The sequence below is a fragment of the Natronorubrum aibiense genome, from assembly GCF_009392895.1.
Taxonomy (GTDB): domain Archaea; phylum Halobacteriota; class Halobacteria; order Halobacteriales; family Natrialbaceae; genus Natronorubrum; species Natronorubrum aibiense.
On record NZ_CP045488.1, the window covers coordinates 3,026,128 to 3,050,692 of the forward strand.

The following is a 24,565-nucleotide window of genomic DNA, read 5'->3' on the forward strand; positions in this document are numbered from 1 at the left end:
CCGTCCAGTTGCGGTCAGTCGGACGAGGACTCGGCTGCCAGTCCCGCCCCCGACTCTCCATCCGAGTCGATCGAGTCGGTGGCCGCCTCGTCTGAGCCCGGCTGGCGCTCGAGGACAGCCTCGATCGTCTCGAGAACCGTCTCCGTCGTCGCCTCGAGGGCGTGAGCTAGGTCGGCGTCGGTCGCAACGGATCGGCCAGACGCCGTTGTGTCGCCGGAGTCGGCTGTCAATTCGCACTCGACGAGCACGACCGCATCCGCTGTGGCCTCGAGTGACTCGACCAGTCGCCTCGTCCCGACGCCGTCACCTGCGAGAGCGGACGCCGTGATCACCGTCACGTCGGCGTCCGCAACGTGGTTCTCGAACGCGACCAGCGTCGCGTCCGAGAGCGACTCGAACGGCGATATCTCGAGACAGTCGATCTCGAGCGTTCGAGCGGTCTCGGCTGCCGTGTCCCCGCTCGTGACGGGGCCAAGGGAGAGCGCCGTCTCGGCCCGTGCGCTCTCGAGTTGGGCGAGCACGCACGCCGTCGTCGTTCCGGTGCCGAGGACGTGAATCCGGGCGTCTTGGAGCTGCGTCTCCTCGTCCGTCTCGTCGCCGTCGGTCCGATGGCCCGGCAGCGCGGTCACTGTCTCCGTCCCCGTAATCGGATTCGGCGTCACCGTCGCGGTCGCATCGAAAACGTCAGCGAGTGATTCTCCGGTTAGGACCTCTGCCGGTGGCCCGCTCCGGTAGACCTCGCCGTCGGCGAGCATCACGAGCCGATCACAGTAGCGCGCGGCCAGATCCAGATCGTGGATCGCCGCACAGACGGTCCGTCCCTCGTCGACCAGTTCTCGAACTAACTCGAGGGTCTCGAGTTGGTGATTGATGTCGAGACTTGCGGTCGGCTCGTCCAGTAACATCGCGGGTGTCTCCTGTGCGACCGCGCGTGCGAGGACGACCCGCTGGCGTTGCCCGCCACTGATCGCGTCGATCGGTCGGTCGGCGAGCTCGGTCGTCCGCGTTCGCTCGAGGGCCCGTTCGACCGCCGCGTGGTCCGCCTGCGTCGGCGAGGAAAACCGCGAGCGATGCGGATGACGCCCCATCTCGACGACGTCGCGGACGGGAAACGAAAACGAGAGCGTCGTATCCTGCGGGACGACCGAGACGAGCTGGCTCGAGCGCTTCGAGGAAACGCTGTGAATGTCGACGCCGTCGATCGACACCGTCCCGGAATCGGGCTCGAGCGCCCCGCTGATCGCCCGCAAGAGCGTCGTCTTCCCGGCGCCGTTGGGGCCGACGAAGCCGACGAACTCGCCGGGATCGACGCGCATGGAGACGTCCTCGAGCACCGAGAGGTCGCCGAACGACAGCGAGCAGTTCTCGACGGTGATCGCCGCTGGCTTGACGTCCGTGGGCTGTGCAGCGTCCGTCTCGTCTGGTGTCCTGTTGAATGGTATCATACTGAGTTGACCTCCCGGCGGACGAGCAAGAAGAGGAAAAACGGCGCGCCGACGAACGCTGTGATGATGCCGACCGGCACTTCGGCGGGTCCCGCTCGAGCGATGGTGTCCGAAATCACGAGAAACGAGGCACCCGCGAGGGCGCTGGTCGGCAGCAAAATTCGGTGATCGGGGCCGACGATCAGTCGCATAATGTGGGGGACGACGAGGCCGACGAAGCCGATGACACCGGCGACGGCGACGCCCGCAGCGGTGACAATGCTCGCAATCGCGAGCAGGAGGAACTTCGTCCGCTCGACCTCGGTTCCGAGGTGGTGGGCATCCTCTTCGCCCAGCAGGAGGACGTTCAGATCCCGTGTGTAACTCCCAAGGACGAGGACACCGATGAGTACCACCGGGAGGGCAAAGCCGACGTCGCTCCACGTGCTGTTGCTGAGATGGCCCATCATCCAGACGATGGCCTGTCGGAGGCTGTCGCCGCTGTGGACGAGCATATACGAGATGACTGCGCCGAGAAACGCCTGCATGGCGACCCCCGCGAGCAACAGCGTGGCGACGGGTGTGCGCCCACCCTCAGTGGCGATCGAGTAGACGAGAAACGCCGTCACGAGCGCGCCGGCAAACGCCGAGAGATGCAGACTACCGAACGGCACGAGCATCGGAAACGCGATGGCGGCGACGGCACCTGCGGCAGCGCCGGTCGAGACGCCGATGATCGAGGGGTCAGCGAGTGGATTCCGGAAAAAGCCTTGCATCACCGTCCCCGCGGCGGCGAGTGCGAACCCAACCGTCGCGGCAAGCGCGATCCGGGGTAGCCGGATGTCTGCGACGATAATCTGGTGGGTGTTTGGTACGTCGAACGCGAAGACCGACGTGTACTCGAAACTCGGGACCGGCACCCCCACGCCGAGTATGGGGACTGTCAGACTTCCGGCTGTAACACTCGAGGGGACGACAACGGCGTTTAAAATCGCCATCGCGACGGTCGATGGCTCGACTCTGACTGGTCCGAGCGCTGCACTGGCGACGACGACGGCGACGAGCAACGCTACCAACCCCGTCGACCACGAGAGGGTCCGGACCGAGTGCGTCATACACTACAACCACGATTGGGTTAGACAAATATTTGTTGAAGAGTCTCTACCTAGCGGACGATGCGACAGACACTCGTCCTGTTACTCACCGCGTTGCTCACGCTCTCGTTAGTCGCCCCGATCGCGACGGCCAGCAGCGCGTCGGCAACGCCCGACGCGACAGCAGACTGTGCGTACCCGATCGAACTGACTGATGCGACTGGCGAAACGATCACACTCGAGGAAGCACCCGACTCCGTCGTCGCCTTGCAGCCAAGCGACGCACAGACGGTTTTCGAAATCGGTGCCGAGGATCGACTCGTTGGAATGCCGGACGAGGAGGCAACGAGTGACCTAGAGATGGGCGATCGCGTGGACGTGACTGATAACTACGAGATCAACCACGAGCGCGTGATCGATCTCGATCCAGACGTCGTCTTGGCGGCGAACATCACGCCCGACGAAGACGTTGAAACGCTTCGCGAGGCTGGCCTCACCGTCTACCACTTTAACAGCGCAGCGTCGATCGACGACGTCCGTGACAACGTGCTTCGAACGGGTGAACTGACCGGCGAATGTGAGGGGGCCACTGAAACCGCTGACTGGATGGACGACCGTCTCGAAGTCGTCGAAACGGCACTCGAGAACGCGGACCGCCCGCTTGCATACTACGCCATGGGTGAGGACGGCATGACTGCTGGAACCGACACGTTCATCCACGAAGTGTTGACGACCGCCGGTGTCGAGAATTTGGCCGAACGTGCAGACATCGGCTTCTACCAGCCACTCAGTAGCGAAACGATCATCGAGGAAGACCCCGAGTGGATCATCTACTCCGATGACCGATCGGAAGCGCCGATCCCAGAAGCGGCCGAGGCGACGACTGCCTACCAGAACGATAACGTCCTCGCGGTCAACGCGAACCAGCTCAACCAGCCTGCCCCACAGGTGATCTACGCCGTCGTCGAGATCGTCGAGACGGTCCACCCTGACGCCTACGAGCAAGCGGTTGACGGACTCGAGGACGCAGACGGAACCGAGGAGAACGATGCCGACGAAACCGACGACAGCGACACGATCCCCGGCTTCGGCGTGCCGGCAGCCGTCGCTGCACTCGTCGCCGCCGTGTTCCTCGCGCGCCGTCGCTAACCACCACCGTACAGCCACGTTTTTTGAAAAGCGTTTACCCGTCGGCCCGTCGAGATGGGTGTATGGTCGAGAACGTCATCTGGCCCGCCTATCTCGATGCGGCACTGTCACGGGCCGAGGGCCGGCGCGTGTCCCAAGAACTCGCAGTTGAGGAACCGACGGTCGACGAAATCGCGAAAGCGGTCCAGCAGATCGGGTACGACGCCACGATCGAGCGGGACAAATCCTACTCGCGAGAGCACTGGGCCGACCGCGGCCGCGTCGTCGTCCGCGGGGCCGACGATTCGTCGAAAAACGACCTCGTCCAAGCCGTCGCGGCCTACGTCGTCGCGATGCGCGAGTAACGTGCGCCGCGTTGGCTCAGTCGTCCGCACCGCACAGGGATTGGCCGTGTTGCGGGCGGACGAGCGCGACGACGCCGAGTCGGACGACCAACTCCGCCACGAGATCGGCACGATGGTCCTCGACGACTCACTCGAGGAGGTCGGCCGCGTCGTCGACGTCTTCGGCCCGGTTGACCACCCCTATCTCGCGGTGACGCCTGACGCCGGCGTCCACCTGCCGTCACTCGTGGGCTCGACGCTGTACGCCCGCTGAGGTCGCTCCCGCGGTACAACGGTCCTCGAGTGAAGACGAAAACACCCATACGAACGGGGGACAAACCCCGCGCTATGAACCATCGGACACGGATCCTTCTCGCCGTCGGCGTTACCGTGGTGCTCTTTCTCGGCGTCCAGCTCGGTTCGCTGGCGTTGGTCGAGCCGTTCCACGAATCGGAGCGTCAAGCCGTCGAGAACCCCGACGACCCGACGAACAGTGTGGTCTACTTCGGCATTATTCTCGTCGCGACTGCGTTCATGCTCGTGACGTTCAAATACGACGCCGAGTGGTTGATCAAAGCCCTGATACTCGGCGTCAGCGTGATGCTCGCGTGGTTCGTCTTCGCAGAACTCGTCCCGTCCGTCGTAACCGTCGGCTCGATCAACGTTCTCGCCGCCCTCGGCGCTGGCGCCGTCGGTGCGGGACTGTTGTTCTATCCGGAGTGGTACGTCATCGACAGCACCGGCGTGGTGATGGGGGCCGGCGCTGCGGCCCTGTTCGGGATCAGTTTCGGCCTACTGCCCGCAATCCTGCTGCTCGCCGTTCTCGCGATCTACGACGCGATCAGCGTCTACCGCACCGAGCACATGCTCGATCTCGCCGAGGGCGTCATGGACCTCAAAATTCCCGTCGTCCTCGTGATCCCGACGTCGCTTTCGTTTTCGTACCTCGAGTCGGGCAGTACCGACGGCGTCCTCGACGGCGAAGCCGACTCGAGTGCTGCCGAAGCCGACGCGACTTCCGACTCGTCGACCGACACTGACACCGACGACGCGGCTGCGGGTGCTGCCGGCTCGGATGCGGAGGCGGACGCAGGTGCGCTCGAGCGAGATGCCCTGTTCATCGGTCTCGGGGACGCCGTGATCCCGACGATTCTCGTCGCGAGTGCGGCGTACTTCCTCGAGGTCGAGCCGATCGCGGTTCCCGGGCTCTCGTTGAACGTCCCCGCACTCGGCGCACTCGTCGGGACGATCGCTGGACTGCTCGTGCTCATGCACATGGTCCTCAAAGGAAAGCCCCACGCCGGGTTGCCACTGTTGAACGGCGGGGCGATCGGCGGCTACCTGCTCGGCGCGGTCGCCAGCGGACTGTCACTTGCGACGGCGCTCGGCCTCTGATCAGGGGTGGCCGTGATCGACGTCCCGTCCGAAACGCGCCCTCGAGTTACTCGCTGTCCTCGTCGGTTTCGTTGCTGTCGGTGTCGGTACTGTTCTCGTCGTCGCTGTCGCTGCCACCATCGTCGCCATCATCGTCACTGCTCCCGCGGCCAAACTCCTCGACGAGATCGACGTCGACGGTTTCGCCGTGCTCGAGGCCGGTGGCCATCGTGTTGACCCGCTCCCGTTCGTCCTCGAAAACCGCATCGGCGGCGGGGTAGACCGCAGCGACGACGAGGTACTCGTAGTTGTGCTCCGGCAGGGCGATGTCGAGGTAGACGTCGAGTTCGGTCCCACCCTCTAACGTCGCCGTCGCCTCGTAGGTATCGAACGAGACCATCGTCTCGGGTTCGTCCGGTTCGATGGCCCGGCCGCCGATGTTGTCGCCGAGTTCGAGGCTCTCGTACCGATCCTGAATCTGCTCGGCCAACTCCTCGGTGGTGAGGTCGCCGACGGGGTTGAACTCCTCCTCTGCGACGCGGATCTGTGGCGTCGATATGAGCGAGAACACGCCGGCATCCGTCTCTCCCTCGACGCCCTCGAGTGGGAGCTCGATCGACCGAGTGTACTCGGTGTGGTAGCTCGTCAGCTCGACGGTTTGGCCGCCGAACTCCCGTTCTTCGGTCTGTTCTGTAGTCCCCAGATATTCGTAGCCGGTCTCGTCTGCCGCAGTCTCCGAGACGCGAATCGGTGACGCTTCGAACGTCGTTTCCTCGTCGATCATGTCCTCGAGAACGCCGCTGAGACAGCCCGCCGACGCGCTCACAGCGCCGGCTGTAACGGTGGCAACGAACAATCGTCGGTTCATCTATCCCGTTCGACCGTATTCTCGAGCATAACGTTCGTGGTCGTTATCACGTCGTGCAACCCGCTGGCTCGACCGCCCACCCGCTCGAGACCGTCCGCCGCACTGCCGTTACCGATTCGAGCGTTCGCTCGTCCCCGACTCGAGGGACGGGTTCGTTCGAATCTCGAATCTGGCACCGCCGGCGTCGCTTTCGGTCACGGCGACTGACCAGCCGTGGGCGTCGACGACGCGTTTGACGATCGCCAGTCCGAAGCCGGTTCCCGCCGCTTCGGTCGTGTATCCGGACTCGAAGATCCGGTCGCGATCCGCGGGCGGAATTCCCGGACCGTCGTCCGCGACGTAAAACCCTTCGACGGTCGGTTCCGATCCGTCTCCCGACTCGAGCACGCCGGCCTCGATCGTCGACTGGTCGACGCCGTGTTCCACGGCGTTGCGAAACAGGTTCTCGAGCAGACTCGCGAGCAGGGACGGATCCGCCCGAATCGGAGCCGACTCGACGACCCGAACCGTTGCATCGTCCGTCTCGACGTGTGCCCACGCCCGCTCGACGGCCGTCGCGAGGTCGATTGGCTCCGGGTGCTCGACGTCGTCGGCCGTCGCGAGCACCAGCGCGTCGTCGATGATCGTCTCCATGCGCTCGAGCGACGATCGAAGCACCTCCTCGGCGGATCCGTCCGCCGACACGTCCGCTGCCGGATCGAGCTCGACGTCCTCGAGCGACTGCGCCGTTGCGAGGGCGATCGACAGCGGGTTTCGGAGGTCGTGTGAGAGCAACGTGGCGAACGCTTCCATCCGCTCGGCCTGCTCGCGAGCCTGCTGCTCGAGGCGTCGTCGCTCTGTGATCTCGACGTGCATCACGAGGACGTACCGCTCGCCGTCGTGGCGATATCCCATCGCATCCATCGTGAACCAGTGCTTTTCGGACGGCGTGTGACACGGATACTCGAGTGAGAACGTCTCTCGTTTGCCAGCGGCGACCGCACGAATGCCACGCGCCGCGGTGGCCGCGTCTTCGCCGGAACTGGCGTCACAGATCTCGAGATAGTTGACGCCGACGTCGGCCGCTCCCGCTGCCAACCTCTGTTCGTCGCCGAACGCGCTCCACGCTCGGTTCGTGTAGACGATCACGCCGTCCGAATCGAGGATCGCGACGTGTGCCGGAAGCGCGTCGAACCCAGCACCGACGAACGAGCCGGAGGTGTCCATCATCGGATACTGAGTGCTCGTGCTACTTGAACGATTTCGCTGTCGGGCCGGACGAACCGACGACGCGAGCGCGGTGCTAACGTAACTATTGAAACGATTCATGCACCCATCACACAGCCGTCGTGCGGTGGGGTGTGCATCGATTTCAGTGGCTCCGATACTCGAATCTCACTCGCTGGACGGCAACCGGTAGGTCGCGCCGTCGTCGGTGTCCTGCACCTCGATGCCCAGCGCCTCGAGTTCGTCGCGCAGTTCGTCGGCGCGCTCGTAGTTGCCCGCCTCGCGCTCCTGTTCGCGTACGTCGAGAACGAGGTCGACCACGTCACCCGCCAGCGCGGCTGTGCCGGTCGTCTCGCCGCCGAACGAGAGGCCGAGAATCGCCCCGAACTCCTCGAGCGTCTCGACGGCTCGACGGAGGCCGCGGTAGTCGTACTCCTCGCGGCCGTCGACGTGGGCGTTGATCACCGTCGCGATCGACAGCAGCGCCGACTGCGCCTCGCGCGTGTTGAAGTCGTCGTTCATCGCCTCGACGAACGACGTTCGGGCATCATCGACCGCCTCGCGGAGCGCTTCGGCTTCGACTTTCGTCCGGGCATCGGGCGAGTCGACTGCTTCGACGGCCGCCTCGTAGGCGCGCTCGAGCCGGTCCCAGCGCTCTTCGGCCTCGGCGATCGTCTCGTCGCTGTAGAGTTGCTGGCTGTTGTACGAGCCCGCAGTGAGGAAGGTTCGAAGGACGTTGGTACCCCACTGGTCGACGGCCTCGTCGACGGTGACGAAGTTGCCGAGACTCGAGGACATCTTCTCCTCGCCCATCTGGAACAGTTCACAGTGCAACCAGTAGTTGGCGAAGCGCTGGCTCGTCGCGGCCTCGGATTGGGCGATCTCGTTTTCGTGGTGGGGGAAGACGAGGTCCCGGCCGCCGACGTGGATGTCGAGGGTCTCGCCCAAGTGGGTCATGCTCATCGCCGAGCACTCGATGTGCCAGCCGGGGCGGCCCTCGCCCCACGGCGACTCCCACATCTGTCCCGTCGGTGTCGCACAGCCGTGGTCGACGCCCTCGTGGCGATGTTCGGCGACCGCGTCCGCGTCGACGCCGCCGGCTTTCCAAAGCGCGAAGTCCGCCGGATTGCGCTTCTCCGAGCGCTCGTCCGGATCGCCCTGAGACTCGATCTCCTCGAGTTCCTGATTCGAGAGTTTGCCGTACTCCTCGAAGCTGGCGACGTCGAAGTAGACCGAGCCGTTGGATTCGTAGGCGTAGCCGTTCTCGATCAGCGTCTCGACGAGGTCGATGATCTCGGGGACGTGTTCTGAGACGCGCGGGTACACTTCCGCGCGCAGGAGGTTGAGCGCGCGCATATCCGCGAGCGTCCGTTCGATGTAGGTTTCTGCGACGTCGGCTTCGTCCTCGCCTAAGTCGTCTTCGCCCACGCGGGCGACGATTTTCTCGTTGATATCGGTGAAGTTCTCGACGTGGCGGACGTCGTAGCCGAGGTACTCGAGCCAGCGGTGCATGACGTCGACGTGGACCCACGAGCGTGCGTGGCCCAGGTGTGGCGGATCCGAAACCGTCAGGCCACAGTAGTAGAGCAAGACGTTCTCCGGGTCCTGTGGCTCGAACGGCTCTTTCTCGCCCGTCAACGTGTTCGTCACGTGCAGGGTCATGACGCTCAGTTCCCGCGGCCGGTAGTTAAACCGTGTGGTGGCCGCTCGAGCGGTCTGGACCGGTTGCGCCCCCGAGACCGTTACTCGACCGGCACGGCCTCGAGTGCGCGCTCGACTGCCCGTAACGCGTTGGCCCCCTCGAGTCTGTCGACGACGACGAGCAATACCCCGTCGCCGACGGCTGCCGAATTCGGCACGAGCCCCTCGAGCGACAGGTGCTCGATGGCTTCGGCGAGCACCCTCGCGTCGACGTCGCCGGTCGCGAGGATCGCGGTCCGCTCGCCGCTGCTGGGACCGACTGCGGTGTCGCCGAGCGCGAGCAGCGCCTCGTCCGTCCCCGTCTCGATCGGGCCGATACCGCTCTCCATTCGAACCTGCACGTCGCGCGACTTGGTCTCGTAGGTCGACAGCTCCTCGGCGTACCGTCGCAGGGCCGTCGCGATCGCGTCCGTCTCCCCGTCGACCTCGAGAAACCGGGCAGCGGCGGTGTAGTTGACGACGCCCGCTCGAAGCGCCGCGACGAGAAACGGATTCGCATCGGCGGCGCGGCGGGTCTCGGCTGCCAGTGACATACCGATATCCGCGGACTGCGCCGGTATAAAGTCGACGACCGTCGCGCCCACCTCGCCAACGACGCCACCCGATACCATCCGGGACCGCGGCGTTTTTGCCGCGAGCGCCCAACTCCAGCATATGGATCTCTCCGACATCGAAGCGCTCATCGAGGCGGAACTCGAGGACGCCGACGCGACAGTCACGCACGCACGCGACAAACACGACGACGATCACCTCGCGGCGACGGTCGTCTCGCCCGAGTTCGAGGGCCTGTCGCTGGTCCAGCAACACCAGGCGGTGTACGACGCCCTCGGCGACCACATGACCACCGACATTCACGCCCTCGAACTCTCGACGTACACGCCCGAAGAGTACGACGAGGCCTGATACGGACTGTTGTCGTCAATCCTCACCAATCACCGACCCCGCCGCTGGTGATCGGCGGTACATCGTACAGCCGACCGTATGAGGCCCGTCCCGAATCGCTCGAGTGGCCGATGCGCTGTCCACCGGAACCGCAGCTTTATCCTTCGTTCCTGATAGGATATGTGTATGGAATCGCTGCATCCCCGCATCAGACTGCTCTGGATCGTCAGCTGGGCGATCGGCGCGGTCATCCTCGGCGTCGCGCTCGCTGCCGTCGACCAGTGGCTCACCGACGTGCCCACGGTCGCGATCGCCGGCGTCGTCGCCCTCGCACTCGTTCTCGGCATTGCCTACGCCGTTCGGCGCTATCAGGTCTGGCGGTTCGAACTCCAACCCGATGCGCTCTACCTCGAGCGTGGCGTCATCACGTTCGTCGAAACCGCGGTGCCGTTCGTTCGCGTCCAGCACGTCGACACCCAGTTCGGCCCCGTCGAACGGGTGCTCGGGCTCTCGAGCGTCGTCGTCTATACGGCGGGAACGCGCAACGCTGACGTTCGGATCCCGGGGCTGACGCCCGCCCGCGCCCGGGATCTGCAGGACACGCTTCGTGAACTCGCCGTCGAGAGTGAAGCCGACGACGCGGTGTAAGCCCCGATATGAACCGACTCCACCCACTCAGCGCGGTTACTTACGCCCTCCAGTACGGGTTCGTGTGGCTGTGGGCCCCGATCGTGCTCGTCTTGGTCCTCGGCGGCATTTTCGATCCGATCGATCCGGCCTGGACATCCGTCGCGGCCCCGCTTGGTTTTCTCGCCGGCGTGGCCTACGGCATCGTCTACTACTACCGATTCGAGTACGGCATCACGCCGGACACGTTCGACGTCGCTTCTGGCGTGGTCGCCCGCCGATCGCGGGAGATCCCCTACGGACGAATCCAGAACGTCGACGTCAAACAGGGCGTCGTCCAACGACTGCTCGGCCTCGCTGTCGTCTCGATCGAGACTGCCGGCGGCGGAGACACCGAGGCGTCGTTGAACTTCGTCAGCGAATCGGAAGCGAACCGACTTCAGGAACAGATCCGGCAGCGAACGGCCGAAGTGAAAGATCGTCGACGCCGGCGCGAGCAGTCGACCGCCGAGCACGACTCCCCGGTCGACGAGCACGGCCACGACGTCGAGTCGACCGAGCCGTCTCCGGACGCATCCGTCTCGAGCACCCCCGAGCTCGGCCCGGAGCAGGCAGCCGATGACCGCACCCGATCCGGCCGAGCAGGGCGAACCCGCCGACAGCGACTGTTTGCCCTCGAGGCGCGGGAACTCCTGTTGTACTCGTTTACGTCGTTTCGACCCGCCGCGGTGGCAGCGGCGACGTTCGTCTTCTTCCTCGCAACCGACAGGGTCATCAACCTGTTCATCATGACGGCCCAGCCCTTCGGCGGTCCGGCAGCGCTCGGCGAAGGGACGCCGACCAGTTACGGCATCTTGACGATCGTGTCGGCGATAAACGGGGTTCTCATCACCTACCTGTTGAGCGTCGCGTACACGTTCGCCACCTACTACGACTTCCAGCTCGGTCGTACTGGTGAAGACTTCGTCTACGAACGGGGGCTCCTCCAGCGCTACAGCGGCTCGATCCCCGTCGAAAAAGTGCAGTCGGTGACGGTGATCGAAAACCCGCTCCAGCGGCTGATCGGCTACGCCGGGCTGTGGGTCGAAACGGCCGGCTACGGCCCCGAAAGCAGCGGCGGCAGCCAGTCGGCCGTCCCGCTCGCCAGACATCGTCGCGTCCACCAGTTCACCGAGAACCTCACGGGCGTCGAGACGCCGACATTCGAGAGCCCGCCACCGCTCGCCCGCCGGCGCTATCTCGTTCGATACTCGCTGGTCGCCGCACTGATCGTCGCGGCCGTCTTCGCCGTGACGCGAGTGACTGTTCTCGAGCGCTGGTATCTCGCCGCAATCGTCTTCGCGGCGGTGCCGCCAGCGGCCCACCTCAAGTACGTTCATCTCGGATACTACGTCGGTGACGACCATCTGGTCATCCGGCGTGGTTTCTGGAAGCGCCGAACGACCGTGATTCCCTACTACCGAATCCAGACGGTCTCGACGCGACGGTCGATCTTCCAGCGCCGTCTCGGGTTGGCCTCGCTGGTCGTCGACACTGCGAGTTCCCAGACGTTCGTCTGGGAGACGCCGACGATCTACGACGTCTATCTCGAGGACGCTCGAGACGTAAACAGTACGGGCCGTAGACGCCTCCAGTCGGCGCTTCGCGAACGCGCACACGATGACGACCTCGGGCTGTCGGCCGACTTCACCTGAGTCCGTCGCGGGGTTTTCGGTGGGTTTTACCTGACACGCCCCAACGGCTCACCTATGGGTGACGAAGACACGGATTACCGTATCGAGGAGGACAGTCTCGGTGAGATGCAGGTTCCGACGGACGCCTACTGGGGCGCACAGACCCAGCGTGCGATCCAAAACTTCCCTATCTCGGGAATCACGTTCAGTCGCCGCTTCGTCCGCGCGCTCGGTGTCGTGAAAAAGGCCGCCGCACAGGCCAACCGCGACCTCGGACTGGTCGACGACGACGTTGCGGAGGCCATCATCGAGGCCGCAGACGAGGTCATCGCTGGCGAACACGACGAGCAGTTCCCAGTCGACGTCTTCCAGACCGGTTCCGGCACATCCTCGAACATGAACGCAAACGAGGTCATCGCCAACCGTGCCGCCGAACTCATGGGTGCGGAGATCGGCGACCGCGTCGTTCACCCGAACGACCACGTCAACTACGGCCAGTCGAGCAACGACGTCATCCCGACCGCGATGCACGTCGCCGCCCTCGAGGCCGTCGAGAAAGACGTCATCCCAGCCCTCGACACGCTGCGTGAGGCACTCGAGGAGAAAGAGGAGGAGTTCGACGACGTCGTCAAGACCGGCCGTACGCACCTGCAGGACGCGACGCCGGTCACGCTCGGCCAGGAGTTCGGTGGCTACCGCACTCAGGTCGAGAAGGGACTCGGTCGCGTCGACAACGCTCGCGACCACCTCGCCGAACTCGCCCTCGGCGGCACCGCGACCGGGACGGGACTCAACACCCACGAGGAGTTCCCCGGCCGCGCCGCCGAATACATCACCAAAGAGACCGGCGTCCAGTTCCGCGAAGCCGACAACCACTTCGAAGCCCAGGCTGCCCACGACGCCATGTCCGAGGCCCACGGCGCGCTCCGCGTCGTCGCCGGCTCGCTGAACAAGATCGCTAACGACCTGCGCCTGCTCGCCTCCGGTCCGCGCAATGGCCTCGGTGAGATCGAACAGCCGGAAAACCAACCCGGTTCGTCGATCATGCCCGGCAAGATCAACCCCGTGATCGCCGAAGCCGTCAACCAGGTCCACAAGCAGGTCGTCGGCAACGACGCCGCCGTCTCCGCCGGCGCAGCCGAGGGTCAGATCGACCTCAACCTCTACAAGCCCGTGCTGGCGCACAACTTCCTCGAGTCCGCCGAACTGATTTCGAACTCGAGTCAGGTCTTCGCCGAGCGCTTCGTCGCGCCGCTCGAAGCCAACGCGGAGTACTGCGCCGAGCAGGTCGAGCAGTCGATGGCGATGGCGACGTCGCTGAACGTCCACATCGGCTACGACAAGGCCAGCGAGGTCGCAAAGACCGCGCTCAAAGAGGGCAAGACGGTCCGCGAAGTCGTCCTCGAGAAGGGCTACCTCGACGAGGACGAAGCCGACGAAGTGCTCGACCCTCGCAAGATGGCCCAGCGCGGTATCCTCGGGCAGGACGACTGACTCGAGTCACCGCCGCCGACTGAGACGGTCTGCTGTACCGATTTACCGGTGCGACCGCAGAGCGGTCGCGGTTGCACCGGAAATGACGTACAGGGTCCGTATGAAACGAGCACCGGTTCGACTGTCACGTACCATCTTTGTTACATAGACGCGAGTGGCAACTACAGCCGTTTCCGTCGTCGACACTGATGACAGCTACCGATGAATACGATTGTGAGTAACTAGCGAATACAGGCCTTCTTTTTTCCCAGATCGTCGACGCCAAATCAGCACAGTGGAGCCGAATCAGGCGCGATTTCGGCGTAATAAAAGAACCCAAGCAGTTTTGATGGATGCTCGCGTCAGATGAAACATGCACACCTGTCGTAACTGCAACCAGTCCTTCCAGACCGAACTCGCCCTCGAGTTACACCGAGACACGTGTACGAAAGGACAACTATTCTGTCAAGTCTGTGGCGATCGATTCCGAGAAGGCGACGCAACGCAGGATGGCTGGCATTACGAGTGTCCATCCGAGGACTGCGAGGGAGAGGGGCTCCAACAAGACCTGTATCGCGTCGAAGACGTACGCACGGCGACCCACTAATCGACCAGCGAACTTGACGTAGGGCTCTTTTCGTCTGTTCCCTTGAGGCGAGCGCAGTTGTAGTGGTCGAAGTTGCCGTTGGGTGGTCCCGCTCTCATCTCGATCCCCATCATTTCGATATAGCAATATAGAGTATACCTGTTTGTTGGCGCTCGAATCAGCTGCCGAGGTAACGAGTTGTGCACGTTTCAGACCAACCCGAGAGTGCCGAGAGTCTCACTGACCGATTGCCTGCGCGGTGCGTGCCCTCGGAAGCCGATCTACGCGTCGAGCGCACGGCCATCGACAGCGTATCTGCTGTACGGACTCACTGCGGTCCCTCCCGATCGCAAACGGTTACGGACCATCAACTATCCGGACAATCTCTTAGTGACCTAACTAACGACTATGTATGCCGTTCCCATAGCACTCGCCGAAGGTGTTCCCTATGAGCGACCAACAGATCCCCGGATACGCGTACGGCGACGAGTCCGTCCCCGACGCGCCGATCAGTACCGAGGAGCTCGACCACCTGAAGCAGTCCGTGATGTGGTCTGCGGACGACGACGACGCGCTTCAGCAGGCAGGAGACGTCCTCGAGCCACAGATCGACGAGATTTTGGATACCTGGTATGGATTCGTCGGCGACCACGACTTCTTGCTCCATTACTTCACCGACGTCGACACCAATGAACCGATCGACGAGTACCTAGACCGTGTTCGTGCCCGATTTGGACAATGGATCCGAGACACGTGCGACACCCCTTACGACGAGGCGTGGCTCGCCTACCAATTCGAGATCGGCCGCCGACACCACCACACGGGCAAAAACGAGGCCGACGACGTTTCTGCGGTCCCACACATCGACTTTCGCTACGTGAACGCGTTCATCTACCCGATCACGGCGACGATCCGCGATTTCCTCGAGAACAGTGACCACTCCAGAGCGGAGATCGACGACATGTACCACGCGTGGTTCAAATCCGTCGTCCTGCAAGTGACTCTCTGGAGCTATCCGTATATTCCCGACGACGAGTGGTAACGAATAGGTGTGGACTCGAGAGCAGACGCCGACCGACCCGCACTTGTTCTACCACACCAGTCTCGATCGCCTTGCCACTCGGGGTGTGTTCGAGTCACACACCTCTTGATAACTCGCCGCCATTCGTGATAGGTGTCAGACAGCTAATGCCGAGTTTCGGTGATATCTGTAGCCCTGTTTCCGGCACGTGACCCCTAGGGGTTACACCTCGAGAGTGGCGTTCAAATGTTCCGGATAGTTCCTCCTGATCAACACGAATTCGAGTCTCCGCTACTGACCAGCGCGGGTTGGAATGCACTCAGCAATTGATTGGTTTCGATCACGATTGGTCGAATCGGGATTCCTCGACTGTTGCCGCTACATATTTTTAGATGTGTATCAAGGACTATACTGCACTATTTTTTGGGCCTGGAAATCAGGATAAGCTATACTGACCGGCCAAATTGGAGTGCCATAGATCAAAATAAATGCCCTTATTTGTGAATGTAGGATATATTGAAGTGTCTTCGCTGTGAGCACCAACGTATGGCAGCCGACGACCGTGTCGCCGTGAAGACGTACGTCCCACGGTACCAGAAAGAGCGCTGGCAGGCACAGGCCGACAACCTCGAGATGAGCCAAAGCGAGTTCGTCAGAACGATGGTCCAGGCAGGTCGACAGGAGTTCGAGATCCCATCCGGTCACGCCGACACTGCGTCTTCGACCAGCACTGCAGCAAAGGCCGACAACGAGTTCGCGGATCGAATCCTCGAGGTGCTCGACCGAAGGGGCGCGCTCGGCTGGGACGACCTCGTCGAGGCACTGGTCGACGACGTCGAAGCCGAACTCGACGCGGAACTCCAGCGGCTGCAAGACGAAAACACGATCCGATACAGCGGCCGCGACGGCGGCTACGTCCTCACAACCGATGACTGAGCACAAGCAACAGCCGAACACGGTCGAGTACTTCCTGCAGGACATCGAACACCACGGCCGCAACGAACGAACCGCAGCGGCCTACGAGCGCGTGCTCTCGGAGTACGAGACGTTCCTCGACGAGCGATTCGACAAGACACCACCTGCAGCGAGCTACAGGGACTGTATGGCGTGGGTGCACGACCTTCGGGCCACCCACTCCGAAAGCACCGTCGCGACGTATGCGTCGTATCTCAACCGATTTTACAGCTATCTCGAGCGAGTCGGACACACCGAGGAGAACCCGATGACGGTCGTCCTAGAGGAGATGACCGAATCGATCGAATCGAACCCGACTCGGCGCGACGTCACGTTGTCCGAGATGCGTTCGTTCGTCGCTGCCGTTCGTCATCCGCTTCACCGAGCGATCGTGACCACGCTGTTGAAAACCGGGATCCGGGCCGGCGAACTCTGTAATCTCGATCTGATCGATCTCAACCTCGCACACGAAGCCCAGACGTGGCAGCCACGAGCCCACATTGCGGGTCGTCCGGACTCGCTGTTTATCGCGACCGAACACACATACGGGCGCGAATCCGGCGGCGAGCGACGCACGGCGTCGAACAAGCGCAAACGCGAGACCGTCATTCCCGTCGACGAGGAGCTGAAAACGGCGCTCGTGCGGTGGCTCGCCGTGCGACCGGATACGCCACAGCGAGCGACCGGGGCAGCGTCGGAGCCGCTGTTCGTGTCGACGGCCGACAACTGGGGACAGCGCCTGACCCCGAACGTCGTCCATCACGTCGTCGAACGGTACGCACGAGAGCGCGGCTGGTATCGGACCGGTGGTGGCGCGGCCGAAAACGTCACGCCGCACTATTTCAGACACTTCTTTACGACACACCTGCGGGATCGAACCGGCGACCGCGGTATCGTCCAGTATCTCCGGGGTGACGTCGCCAGCGACGTGATCGACACCTACACTCACAACTGGGGTGATCGCGTCCGAGAGACGTACCTCGAGCACATTTACTCCGTTGCCGAGTAGCGACGGAAGTTTGCGTCGCGTCGCCGTTCGTTCGTCCGATTCGGGTACGAATTTACAACTGCTGTACTCGTTTTGTTTGTCGGAACTCGACCCGATAAACAACATAACGATATACAAAATTTGGCTAACGGATCATCCGCAATCACGTCGCGTGACCCGTTTTGGGTCAGGTCTCAGAGACAGCGCGCTCACGCCAGCGTAGTCACGGGTGTGAGTGCAGTGGCGACTCCTCGAGTCACTGGCCACGACAACAGTGTCGTCCGGACCACGCTGTGAGACGGGACTCCGCCAGCCGAATGGATGGCTAGATCGACAACTCGAGTGCGACACCCGCCCGTGTTCGGTGGGATTGCGCCGCTACATGTCCGCGCGAGGGATCTTTGATGAAAAACAACACCGCGTTACTGTTCGACCGTCAGTTCCGTCTCGAGGTCGGCGCCGTTCAACAGCGAGCGAACGGCCCTCGTCGTGTCGGTCAGTTCCGGCGCACTCTCGAGTAAGACGGTCTCGCTGGGAAACAACTGCTCGCCGAGCAGTAGGCCGTGGTCTCGAGCTGTCGAGCCCGTCACAGTAAGATAGACGCCGAGTCCCGTGTCGGCGATGGCGGCCTCTTCTTCGCGGCCATCTTCGGGATAGACGAATCGAACCCCGTTGAGCGTCCGCGTTCCAACGACGGCCTGCACGAGCCGTTCGTACCGGGGTTCGATACACAGCGGGCCGTCGTACTGTTCGAGGAAGGCTCGATCGAGCGAGCCAGCCGACGGGGCGACTTCCGGAGTCGCCATTAACGTGTGATAGACTGTGTCACCGAGACCTGTGATGACGCGGACGTCGGTATCGGAGGGATTGATCCGGGCGTTGATCGCTTCGATCGTGTCGAGTGGTTCCGGACGGAGTTCGACGACTTCCTCCAGAATGAGGTCGGCGCTGTCGAACCCGAGCGCGAACTCGTGGGTTCGAAGCGCTCGAAACGGCTCCTCGCGGCCGATCAACTGGATCGCCGCATCCTCGGGAACGTCCTCGACGCCGTCGAGCGGAATCGTGACGCTATCGAAGACGATCCGCCGTGGTTTGCCGGCGCGATCGTCCCGCAAGAGCGTGTACTCGGGTTCGGTCGGATTATCGACGGAGCTGTAGGTGGCGAGACGATGGTAGACATCCTTGTTCGCATCGCTTTCCGGCTCGATCGTTCCCTTCGTAATCGCCTTCTCGTGACGCAGTGTGGATGTAATGTCGTCTGCGAGATCGGGAACGTCGAGCCGACGTGCGAGTCGATCGAGCACCGACTCGAGTGGTCGTCCTTTTCGTGGAACCGCGATCGGGATCGTCTCGCCCATCGACCGATTCTCGACCGGCGACGGATAAACGAGTTCCGTTTCGGAAACGCCAACGTCGGCTTAGTTCGAGAACATCGATCCGAGCTGGTCGCGCCAGTCCTGAATGTCGGTGACATCCGCTCGCACGTCTTCCAGTTCGTCTTCGACGGTCTCGAGGTCTTCCTCGACACCGTCGATGTCGTCTTCGAGGTCCTCGACATCGTCCGTGAGGTCGGTCACATCCTCCTCGAGCGCTTCGACGTCGTCGTCGACATCCTCGAGCTCGTTTTCGACGGTCCCGAGGCGACCCTCGGTGTCGTCAACGCGGTCGTCCATCGCATCGAGGTCGTCCTCGATCGTCTCCAGATCGGCCTTCACGTCCTCGATGAGTTGCTTACCGGTGCCGTGGTCCTCGAGGAACTGCTCGAGTGCGTTGGTGTAGGCAGCGACTTCCTCGACGCGCGATTGGAGATGCTCGACTTTCGCGATGTCGGGGCCGGCCGGCTCGAGGTCGAGTGCCGACCGGAGCAGGTCCCGTTCGTCTTCCTCGAGGTCCGAATCGCGAAGTTCGGTCACGAGCTGGTCGACGACAGAACCCTCGACCGCCGCCGCTTCGGGCTCTGGCTCGGTGACTGCGTCGTCGGACTCGGCCGATTCGTCGGTGTCCGTTTCTGAATCTACAGCTACGTCGTCGGACGCCGTCGACTCGTCGACCTCCGGTTCCGCCTCGTCGTCCTCGAGCGACTCCTCGGCAGTGTCGTCAGCGTCGTCGACTGCGACTGCCGAATCGTCCTCGGAAGTTTCGTCCTCGGTGCCATCGTCGCCGCGCTCGATCTCGTCGTTGACCCCGTCCGTTTCGTCGTCAGCACCTGTTGCTTCATCGTCTTCGTCGGCTGCCGACGGCTCGAGGTCGAGATCGATGTCTTCGTCGGTGGCAGCCTCGGAATCACCGTCGTCGCTGTCGTCGTCCTCGAGCCCCGCCTCGTCCTCGGTGTCATCGTCGCCGAGTTCGATCTCGAGGCCGGAATCTTGCTCGGCGTCCGGCACGTCGTCTTCGCCGAATCCGAGGTCGATGTCCGGCGTGTCGTCGTCTTCGTCGGCTTCATCGTCGCCGACCGGATCCGGTTCCGCGTCGACGTCCTCGAGGTCGAGGTCGAGATCGAGTCCGCCGTCGTTCTCGTCGTCATCCTCGTCTTCCACCGCTGCATCGTCCGTAGCCGTCGTTTCGTCCTCGAGTCCGGGGACGGTGTCCGACTCGCCCGAAATCATGTCCTTGACGGGCTGGTTGCGGTCGTTTTCGACGATGTTGCCGATGACATCGTCGTCGAGTGCTTCGGCGTCGGAACCGCCGTCGCCCTCGGAGCTGACCTCGACGATCGTCGGCTCCGTCATGAACGGTTCCGCCTCGCTGTCGTCGTCGATTCGAATGCCGTATACGGTTACGAGCGACTCGTCCGGTTCGATCCGGCCGGTGAACTCGACGTGGTTGTCCTGAAACGCCGTCCAGTCGTCGCTGTGATAGTCCGGATGGAAGCCGACCTTGTCCATCGGAAACGAGCCGGGAATGTCTTCGGAGAGTCGGAACGCGACCTGTTCGTCGTTGTCCGACTCGATCTCGAAGCGGATCGCGGGGACGGGAAACTCGTCCGCCGTGAACGTCTTCTGGACGGAGAGGCCATCGGCACTGACCTCGATAACGTCGTCCGTATCAGCGGTGGTACTCATGAGGCCAACGTTACCACACCATTATTATAAATTGTACGGACAATCCCACGAACAAGTTATTCGGTTTCGACTAGACGTTCACCCGATCACCGATCTCGACGAGCTCGAGTCGCTGTGGTGACTCGAAACTCTTCGCATGGTGGTGGAGCGCTTTCGGATCGGCGGTGAGTCCGCGCCACATATCCCAGTGACTCGGCAGCACTCGATCGAGGGATAGCGCCGAAGCGGCTTCGACGAGTTGGTTTTCGTCGTTGTACCAGCGGGTTCGTTTCGGCTCTCGCGTCTGCTTGTCCGGAATCTGGCCGACGGTGCCGAAGGCGAGCACGCCGAGGTCGATGTCGTAGGCGTCGCCGACGCGTTCGAACTCGTCGGTCGGTTTCGTATCGCCGCCGTGGAAGACCGTACCGGCGTCGTGCTCGATGACGTAGCTGACCGGATGCGTCGCGTCGGGGTCGTGTGCCACTTCGACGTGGACCGTAAACTCGCCGATATCGACTGTGTCGCCCTCGCTGACTTCGGCGAACTGATCGTCAGAAATGTCCCACTCGCTGGCCCACGCTTCCTCCTCGCGGGCGACGGTGAGGCTGTCGTCGGGTGCATACAGAGTCGCACCCGTCGACTCGAGGATCGGGGCCTGACTTTCGCCGTGGACGTGATCTGTGTGTTCGTGGGTCGCGAGAACGGCGTCGGCCTCGGTGACGTCTTCGGGATCGAACGGCACGGGAATCATCCGGACGGTTCGTGGCGGATCGCCCAGTCCGAGGTAGGGGTCGATGTAGATCGTCGTCCCCTCGGACCCTTTAATAACGAAGCCGTTACAGCCGAGATACCAGACGGCGACGCCGTCGGGGTCGGCATCTTCGATGTCACGGACGAGCCAGTCTCCCCAGTCGCTTTCAACCATATGGGTGGGTGAGCGGACTGTGCGGGTAAGTGTTATTGTCTCGGTAGCCACTCGGCGTGGGAGGAACTCGAGACCGAGCAAGGTGGCAGCGGAAACCAATCGTCGGTCCGATCGAATCGAGAGGAGAGAACGGGAGAGTCGAAACGAACGCCTTCGATCAGGCTCACCGGCTGCTGGCGGATCGGAGAACCGCCGTGGCGGCTTTCAGCGCCTTGCCTCGAGTCGCATCCGACCGGCGGTCCCGCGTGTCGGCGAGCCAGCGCTCGCACAACGCCGGGTGGTCGTCGTACGAGACCAGTCCCGACTCGGCGTCGTATCCGATGATGCCGGCGTCGTTCAGCACGGGGAGGTGAACGTGTTTCAGCATCGAGTGGACGCGCTCGAGACGTTCCTGCGCGACGTCACGTGGGGTCGTCCCCGTCTCGCTGGCCGCGACGGCTCGAGCGAGCGCGTCGGTCGAGTATGGCTCGTGTTGGTCCGCGAGGACGGACAGGAGCGTCCGGCGTCGCGTGTCCGAAAGCGCCTCGAAGAGCGCGTCGAGATCGGTCTCGGCGTCATCCGTCGACCCGTCGATGGCGGCCACGAGGTCGGCGTCGTCGAACGCCCAGTGGTCCGTCGCGACGAGTCGACCGTCGTCGGTTTCCTCGAGGAGTCCCGCCTCGAAGAGCGCGGGCAGGGTCCGGTGGTGACAGTCGACGAGCAGGCGCTGTCGATCCTCGTCACGGACGGCCGCAGGTGTGCGGTCAGTCGTTCTCGCGGCGAGTTCGGTGGCGAGATCGACTTTCGTGATGCCAGCCGGCGAGCGCTCGCTGACGATCCGGATGATCCCACGCCGGGTCTCGTCCGCGAGCACGTCGAACAGCTCGTCTCGAGCATGCGGCAGTCGGCCGTTGCCTGAATTACTCATCGACTACCGATCGGAGCCACTTGGGCAAAAGAACTCGCCCAAATCAGTTTGGAATCAGCATCGGATTACCAAATTATTGTTGAATATCAGTACTGAGGACTAAATATTATTTTATAGTAGTACAGTATTTCGATACCGGTTTTGGATAGTCAACTTTCGAAGGCTGTCTCTCGAGCAGTACTGTCGGGTCGTCGACTACCAGGTGCCGTGGAACGTATCGAACGAGAGGCTGTCGAGGGGCTCGTCGCCGACGGCGATTCGGTACTCGCCGGGGGTAAGCATGGGTTTGTGGAACTGCGGGCCGTCGTCGGTCGTGATCCGTGGACAGCCGGTGTTGACGAACGCGTCCATGTCGAAGTTCCGGAGGCGGTCGGGGGTGACCTCGTCCATCGTGATGAGATAGGCGTTCTCGTTGTCATCGAGGATCTCCTGGGCCTGTTCCCAGCGGCCCTGTCCGATCTTGGTACAGAAGATGACGCCCCACTTCTCGGCGTCCATCGCGCGGTGGACGGCACCGTAGCGCTGTTTCATGAACTTCTCCGTGTCCGCGACGGTGACGACGTTGTTGACGGGGTCGGCGATGACGACATGTTTCTCGGGGTACTCCATCGCCAGCCCGAGCGGGTGGAACTTCCCGCCACCGACGTAGAGCACCTGGTCGGCAGGTACGTCTGCGCTCGCGTAGTTACAGCCCAGCACCTGTCCCTCGTGGGTCAGCCGCTCGTCGCCGCGACGACTATGGACCTCGTAGCCGTGCTCTTCTAAGAACTCGGCCATCTCCTCGTAGCGGTTCATGTGCTGGGCGGTGGTGACGAGTCCGACGTCTGCGGTCTCCTCGGGCGGTTCCAGAGTCTCCAGCGCCTCCTCCATGATCGGCGTCACTTCGACGTTCGAGAACAGCGGCACGTAGATGACCTTGTCCGTGTTCTTCATCGGCGAGTGGCCGAAGTGGACGAACACGTCGGTGCGTTTCATCAGATAGGTGTCGAGGTCACAGGCACCGTAGCAGGGTTGGCCCGACAGCATGAACGTTACGTCGTCGTCGGCCAGTTCCCGCAGATCGTCGGCGACGGCGGGTCCGCGTCGCTTCAGTCCCTCGGGGAACTGCAGGCCGACCTTTTTCGCGTCTCGCTCCTCGATCGCCTCGACGATCTGTTCGAGTTCGTAGTCCCACTCGCGATCGTGTTTGAGACGCATTCCGGTGTTCCGGAGGTCCCCTTCGGTGTACTCCGACTCCTGACTCATTGACCGTCCTAACGGCCACGGACGTATAACGGCGGCGCTTTGCCAATTTCGACACTCAGTATAAAGCGGCGACTCGAGCGTGTTGGTGAGCAGTCAAATCAGTTTCGTGGACAGTCACAATTGTCCCAACAGTCATAGTACTGGAGTGTAAACGAGGGGCTAATGTCAGCGGAACAGCCTGCAGACGGGTATCTTTTCGACCTCTACCGTCGATACATCGGAGAACCGGAAGACCGGACCGACGTCTACATCGGGTTCGGTCTGTTCCTCGGCGGGATCGGCCTCGCGCTCGTCGCGTTAGTGCTCTTCTTCTGGAGTGGCACTTTCGAGGCCCGCAGCGTCGCCCACGTCACGTGGGCCGAACCGGCGTACGCGATCGCCATGGTCGCGCTGCCGCTGTTGATGCTCGGGATCGTGGTCCTGTTGCCGTCGGAACGCCGAGTCCTGTACGCATCGATCGCCGGCGTCACCATCACGCTCGCGGCCGTTGCCGGCTTTCTCTATGCCTACCCCGACGACTGGAACGGCTACGGGAACGACTACACGGCAGAGATCGTCGCCGTCTACGCCGTCGGACTCGCCGGACTCACCGCCTCGACGGGTGCGGCGCTGATCGCCCACTATCTCGATATGGCGCGAGCGGTCACGCAGGTCGACGACAACGAAGATGACGACGAGGGCGAACCCGATTTCGACGTCCAACAGGACATCGACGACGCGATGGAAGACGTCGAACTCTCCTGGGGTGGCGTCGAAAAGACCGAACACAAACGGCTCAGTTTCTCCGAAAACGAGTTCGACGACGTCTCGGTCAACACCGATGGCGCGGCGAAGACGACCCGCTCGACCGGCGTCGACGCACAGGTCGCTGGTCTCAAGGGACTGAAAGGCGGCGAGACGAAACAGACGACCTCGCAATCGACGGTCGACGATCAGACGGCGAAACTCAAAGAACTGCGCGAACAACAGCGCATCGACGAGCTGGCGACGGCGAACGACGACGACCCGTCGCCGATTTCGGGGCTGCTCGAGCGGTTCCGTTCGCTCCTTCGGCGGGAGTAATTCCCTCCTTGTGCAGTTAAAATAGGCATATCGTCTCTTAGT

Annotated in this window: 24 protein-coding genes; 13 read left to right on the forward strand and 11 right to left on the reverse strand. The window is 62.8% G+C overall.

Annotated elements, in window-relative coordinates:
* Positions 1-14: 14 nt before the first annotated feature.
* Together GCU68_RS14975 and btuC are read right to left on the reverse strand one after the other, a co-directional pair.
* The gene (locus GCU68_RS14975) at positions 15-1,445 is read right to left on the reverse strand and encodes a heme ABC transporter ATP-binding protein (RefSeq protein WP_152942931.1); all 1,431 of its coding nucleotides are present in this window, start codon (positions 1,443-1,445) and stop codon (positions 15-17) included.
* Positions 1,442-2,539, reverse strand: coding sequence for a vitamin B12 ABC transporter permease BtuC (gene btuC, locus GCU68_RS14980; RefSeq protein WP_152942933.1), 1,098 nt, complete (start codon positions 2,537-2,539; stop codon positions 1,442-1,444). The genes GCU68_RS14975 and btuC overlap by 4 nt, the downstream gene beginning before the upstream one ends.
* A 60-nt stretch (positions 2,540-2,599) precedes the next feature.
* Here btuC and GCU68_RS14985 point away from each other — a divergent pair, with 60 nt between their 5' ends.
* The 4 genes from GCU68_RS14985 (at position 2,600) to GCU68_RS15000 (ending at position 5,385) form a co-directional block, all read left to right on the forward strand.
* Positions 2,600-3,667: a PGF-CTERM-anchored ABC transporter substrate-binding protein gene (locus GCU68_RS14985; RefSeq protein WP_152942935.1), complete on the forward strand. Its 1,068-nt coding sequence runs from the start codon at positions 2,600-2,602 to the stop codon at positions 3,665-3,667.
* 62 nt (positions 3,668-3,729) lie between these two features.
* Positions 3,730-4,011, forward strand: a complete 282-nt coding sequence (srp19, locus tag GCU68_RS14990; protein ID WP_152942937.1) for a signal recognition particle subunit SRP19 — start codon at positions 3,730-3,732, stop codon at positions 4,009-4,011.
* 1 nt (position 4,012) lies between these two features.
* The gene (locus tag GCU68_RS14995) at positions 4,013-4,264 is read left to right on the forward strand and encodes an H/ACA ribonucleoprotein complex subunit GAR1 (RefSeq protein ID WP_152942939.1); all 252 of its coding nucleotides are present in this window, start codon (positions 4,013-4,015) and stop codon (positions 4,262-4,264) included.
* A gap of 74 nt (positions 4,265-4,338) precedes the next feature.
* Positions 4,339-5,385, forward strand: coding sequence for a presenilin family intramembrane aspartyl protease PSH (locus GCU68_RS15000; RefSeq protein ID WP_152942941.1), 1,047 nt, complete (start codon positions 4,339-4,341; stop codon positions 5,383-5,385).
* Positions 5,386-5,431: 46 nt separating this feature from the next.
* Here GCU68_RS15000 and GCU68_RS15005 read toward each other — a convergent pair whose 3' ends face one another.
* From GCU68_RS15005 to GCU68_RS15020, 4 genes are all read right to left on the reverse strand, one after another.
* Positions 5,432-6,232, reverse strand: coding sequence for a DUF6517 family protein (locus GCU68_RS15005; RefSeq protein ID WP_227014875.1), 801 nt, complete (start codon positions 6,230-6,232; stop codon positions 5,432-5,434).
* A 108-nt stretch (positions 6,233-6,340) separates the two neighbouring features.
* A complete protein-coding gene (locus GCU68_RS15010; protein WP_152943742.1) occupies positions 6,341-7,438 on the reverse strand; it encodes a PAS domain-containing sensor histidine kinase in 1,098 nt (365 codons plus the stop codon).
* Positions 7,439-7,606: 168 nt separating this feature from the next.
* On the reverse strand, positions 7,607-9,100 hold the full coding sequence (gene cysS, locus GCU68_RS15015; protein WP_152942943.1) for a cysteine--tRNA ligase: 1,494 nt from the start codon (positions 9,098-9,100) through the stop codon (positions 7,607-7,609).
* 80 nt (positions 9,101-9,180) lie between these two features.
* Positions 9,181-9,672, reverse strand: a complete 492-nt coding sequence (locus GCU68_RS15020) for a DUF7523 family protein (protein WP_152942945.1) — start codon at positions 9,670-9,672, stop codon at positions 9,181-9,183.
* A gap of 121 nt (positions 9,673-9,793) precedes the next feature.
* Between GCU68_RS15020 and GCU68_RS15025 the strand changes: the two genes are divergently transcribed.
* From GCU68_RS15025 to GCU68_RS15060, 8 genes are all read left to right on the forward strand, one after another.
* Positions 9,794-10,042 (forward strand): BolA family protein, encoded by a 249-nt coding sequence (locus GCU68_RS15025; protein ID WP_152942947.1) that lies wholly within the window; start codon positions 9,794-9,796, stop codon positions 10,040-10,042.
* A gap of 165 nt (positions 10,043-10,207) precedes the next feature.
* Positions 10,208-10,669 (forward strand): PH domain-containing protein, encoded by a 462-nt coding sequence (locus GCU68_RS15030; RefSeq protein WP_152942949.1) that lies wholly within the window; start codon positions 10,208-10,210, stop codon positions 10,667-10,669.
* A gap of 8 nt (positions 10,670-10,677) precedes the next feature.
* Positions 10,678-12,342: a PH domain-containing protein gene (locus GCU68_RS15035; protein WP_152942951.1), complete on the forward strand. Its 1,665-nt coding sequence runs from the start codon at positions 10,678-10,680 to the stop codon at positions 12,340-12,342.
* A 54-nt stretch (positions 12,343-12,396) separates the two neighbouring features.
* The gene (locus GCU68_RS15040; RefSeq protein WP_152942953.1) at positions 12,397-13,815 is read left to right on the forward strand and encodes a class II fumarate hydratase; all 1,419 of its coding nucleotides are present in this window, start codon (positions 12,397-12,399) and stop codon (positions 13,813-13,815) included.
* 352 nt (positions 13,816-14,167) lie between these two features.
* A complete protein-coding gene (locus tag GCU68_RS15045; RefSeq protein WP_152942955.1) occupies positions 14,168-14,401 on the forward strand; it encodes a transcriptional regulator in 234 nt (77 codons plus the stop codon).
* 427 nt (positions 14,402-14,828) lie between these two features.
* Positions 14,829-15,422, forward strand: a complete 594-nt coding sequence (locus GCU68_RS15050) for a protoglobin domain-containing protein (RefSeq protein WP_152942956.1) — start codon at positions 14,829-14,831, stop codon at positions 15,420-15,422.
* A gap of 525 nt (positions 15,423-15,947) precedes the next feature.
* Positions 15,948-16,337, forward strand: coding sequence for a DUF5805 domain-containing protein (locus GCU68_RS15055; RefSeq protein ID WP_152942958.1), 390 nt, complete (start codon positions 15,948-15,950; stop codon positions 16,335-16,337).
* Complete coding sequence (locus GCU68_RS15060) at positions 16,330-17,364, forward strand: tyrosine-type recombinase/integrase (protein WP_152942960.1); 1,035 nt, start codon at positions 16,330-16,332, stop codon at positions 17,362-17,364. The genes GCU68_RS15055 and GCU68_RS15060 overlap by 8 nt, the downstream gene beginning before the upstream one ends.
* A gap of 401 nt (positions 17,365-17,765) precedes the next feature.
* Here GCU68_RS15060 and GCU68_RS15065 read toward each other — a convergent pair whose 3' ends face one another.
* The 5 genes from GCU68_RS15065 to dph2 all read right to left on the reverse strand — a co-directional run bounded on the left by GCU68_RS15065 (position 17,766) and on the right by dph2 (position 23,461).
* A complete protein-coding gene (locus tag GCU68_RS15065) occupies positions 17,766-18,701 on the reverse strand; it encodes a hypothetical protein (RefSeq protein ID WP_152942961.1) in 936 nt (311 codons plus the stop codon).
* Between the two features lie 60 nt (positions 18,702-18,761).
* Positions 18,762-20,405 (reverse strand): AAA family ATPase, encoded by a 1,644-nt coding sequence (locus GCU68_RS15070; protein ID WP_152942963.1) that lies wholly within the window; start codon positions 20,403-20,405, stop codon positions 18,762-18,764.
* Between the two features lie 70 nt (positions 20,406-20,475).
* Positions 20,476-21,309 (reverse strand): MBL fold metallo-hydrolase, encoded by an 834-nt coding sequence (locus GCU68_RS15075; RefSeq protein WP_152942965.1) that lies wholly within the window; start codon positions 21,307-21,309, stop codon positions 20,476-20,478.
* 163 nt (positions 21,310-21,472) lie between these two features.
* Complete coding sequence (locus tag GCU68_RS15080; RefSeq protein ID WP_152942967.1) at positions 21,473-22,216, reverse strand: DUF7344 domain-containing protein; 744 nt, start codon at positions 22,214-22,216, stop codon at positions 21,473-21,475.
* A 195-nt stretch (positions 22,217-22,411) separates the two neighbouring features.
* Positions 22,412-23,461: a diphthamide biosynthesis enzyme Dph2 gene (gene dph2 / locus GCU68_RS15085; protein ID WP_152942969.1), complete on the reverse strand. Its 1,050-nt coding sequence runs from the start codon at positions 23,459-23,461 to the stop codon at positions 22,412-22,414.
* A 162-nt stretch (positions 23,462-23,623) separates the two neighbouring features.
* Here dph2 and GCU68_RS15090 point away from each other — a divergent pair, with 162 nt between their 5' ends.
* Positions 23,624-24,523, forward strand: a complete 900-nt coding sequence (locus tag GCU68_RS15090; RefSeq protein ID WP_152942971.1) for a DUF7139 domain-containing protein — start codon at positions 23,624-23,626, stop codon at positions 24,521-24,523.
* Positions 24,524-24,565: the final 42 nt, after the last annotated feature.

Excerpts from the sequence above, each read along its gene's own strand:
- GCU68_RS15000 (WP_152942941.1), top strand. The coding sequence starts at position 4,339 with ATGAACCATCGGACACGGATCCTTCTCGCCGTCGGCGTTACCGTGGTG.
- GCU68_RS15025 (WP_152942947.1), top strand. The coding sequence starts at position 9,794 with ATGGATCTCTCCGACATCGAAGCGCTCATCGAGGCGGAACTCGAGGAC.
- dph2 (WP_152942969.1), bottom strand. The coding sequence starts at position 23,461 with ATGAGTCAGGAGTCGGAGTACACCGAAGGGGACCTCCGGAACACCGGA.
- GCU68_RS14975 (WP_152942931.1), bottom strand. The coding sequence starts at position 1,445 with ATGATACCATTCAACAGGACACCAGACGAGACGGACGCTGCACAGCCC.
- GCU68_RS15040 (WP_152942953.1), top strand. The coding sequence starts at position 12,397 with ATGGGTGACGAAGACACGGATTACCGTATCGAGGAGGACAGTCTCGGT.
- GCU68_RS15020 (WP_152942945.1), bottom strand. The coding sequence starts at position 9,672 with ATGTCACTGGCAGCCGAGACCCGCCGCGCCGCCGATGCGAATCCGTTT.
- GCU68_RS15035 (WP_152942951.1), top strand. The coding sequence starts at position 10,678 with ATGAACCGACTCCACCCACTCAGCGCGGTTACTTACGCCCTCCAGTAC.
- GCU68_RS14985 (WP_152942935.1), top strand. The coding sequence starts at position 2,600 with ATGCGACAGACACTCGTCCTGTTACTCACCGCGTTGCTCACGCTCTCG.
- GCU68_RS15010 (WP_152943742.1), bottom strand. The coding sequence starts at position 7,438 with ATGGACACCTCCGGCTCGTTCGTCGGTGCTGGGTTCGACGCGCTTCCG.
- GCU68_RS15050 (WP_152942956.1), top strand. The coding sequence starts at position 14,829 with ATGAGCGACCAACAGATCCCCGGATACGCGTACGGCGACGAGTCCGTC.
- GCU68_RS15005 (WP_227014875.1), bottom strand. The coding sequence starts at position 6,232 with ATGAACCGACGATTGTTCGTTGCCACCGTTACAGCCGGCGCTGTGAGC.
- GCU68_RS15065 (WP_152942961.1), bottom strand. The coding sequence starts at position 18,701 with ATGGGCGAGACGATCCCGATCGCGGTTCCACGAAAAGGACGACCACTC.
- GCU68_RS15080 (WP_152942967.1), bottom strand. The coding sequence starts at position 22,216 with ATGAGTAATTCAGGCAACGGCCGACTGCCGCATGCTCGAGACGAGCTG.
- GCU68_RS15070 (WP_152942963.1), bottom strand. The coding sequence starts at position 20,405 with ATGAGTACCACCGCTGATACGGACGACGTTATCGAGGTCAGTGCCGAT.
- GCU68_RS15045 (WP_152942955.1), top strand. The coding sequence starts at position 14,168 with ATGCACACCTGTCGTAACTGCAACCAGTCCTTCCAGACCGAACTCGCC.
- btuC (WP_152942933.1), bottom strand. The coding sequence starts at position 2,539 with ATGACGCACTCGGTCCGGACCCTCTCGTGGTCGACGGGGTTGGTAGCG.
- GCU68_RS15030 (WP_152942949.1), top strand. The coding sequence starts at position 10,208 with ATGGAATCGCTGCATCCCCGCATCAGACTGCTCTGGATCGTCAGCTGG.
- srp19 (WP_152942937.1), top strand. The coding sequence starts at position 3,730 with ATGGTCGAGAACGTCATCTGGCCCGCCTATCTCGATGCGGCACTGTCA.
- cysS (WP_152942943.1), bottom strand. The coding sequence starts at position 9,100 with ATGACCCTGCACGTGACGAACACGTTGACGGGCGAGAAAGAGCCGTTC.
- GCU68_RS15075 (WP_152942965.1), bottom strand. The coding sequence starts at position 21,309 with ATGGTTGAAAGCGACTGGGGAGACTGGCTCGTCCGTGACATCGAAGAT.
- GCU68_RS15060 (WP_152942960.1), top strand. The coding sequence starts at position 16,330 with ATGACTGAGCACAAGCAACAGCCGAACACGGTCGAGTACTTCCTGCAG.
- GCU68_RS15055 (WP_152942958.1), top strand. The coding sequence starts at position 15,948 with ATGGCAGCCGACGACCGTGTCGCCGTGAAGACGTACGTCCCACGGTAC.
- GCU68_RS15090 (WP_152942971.1), top strand. The coding sequence starts at position 23,624 with ATGTCAGCGGAACAGCCTGCAGACGGGTATCTTTTCGACCTCTACCGT.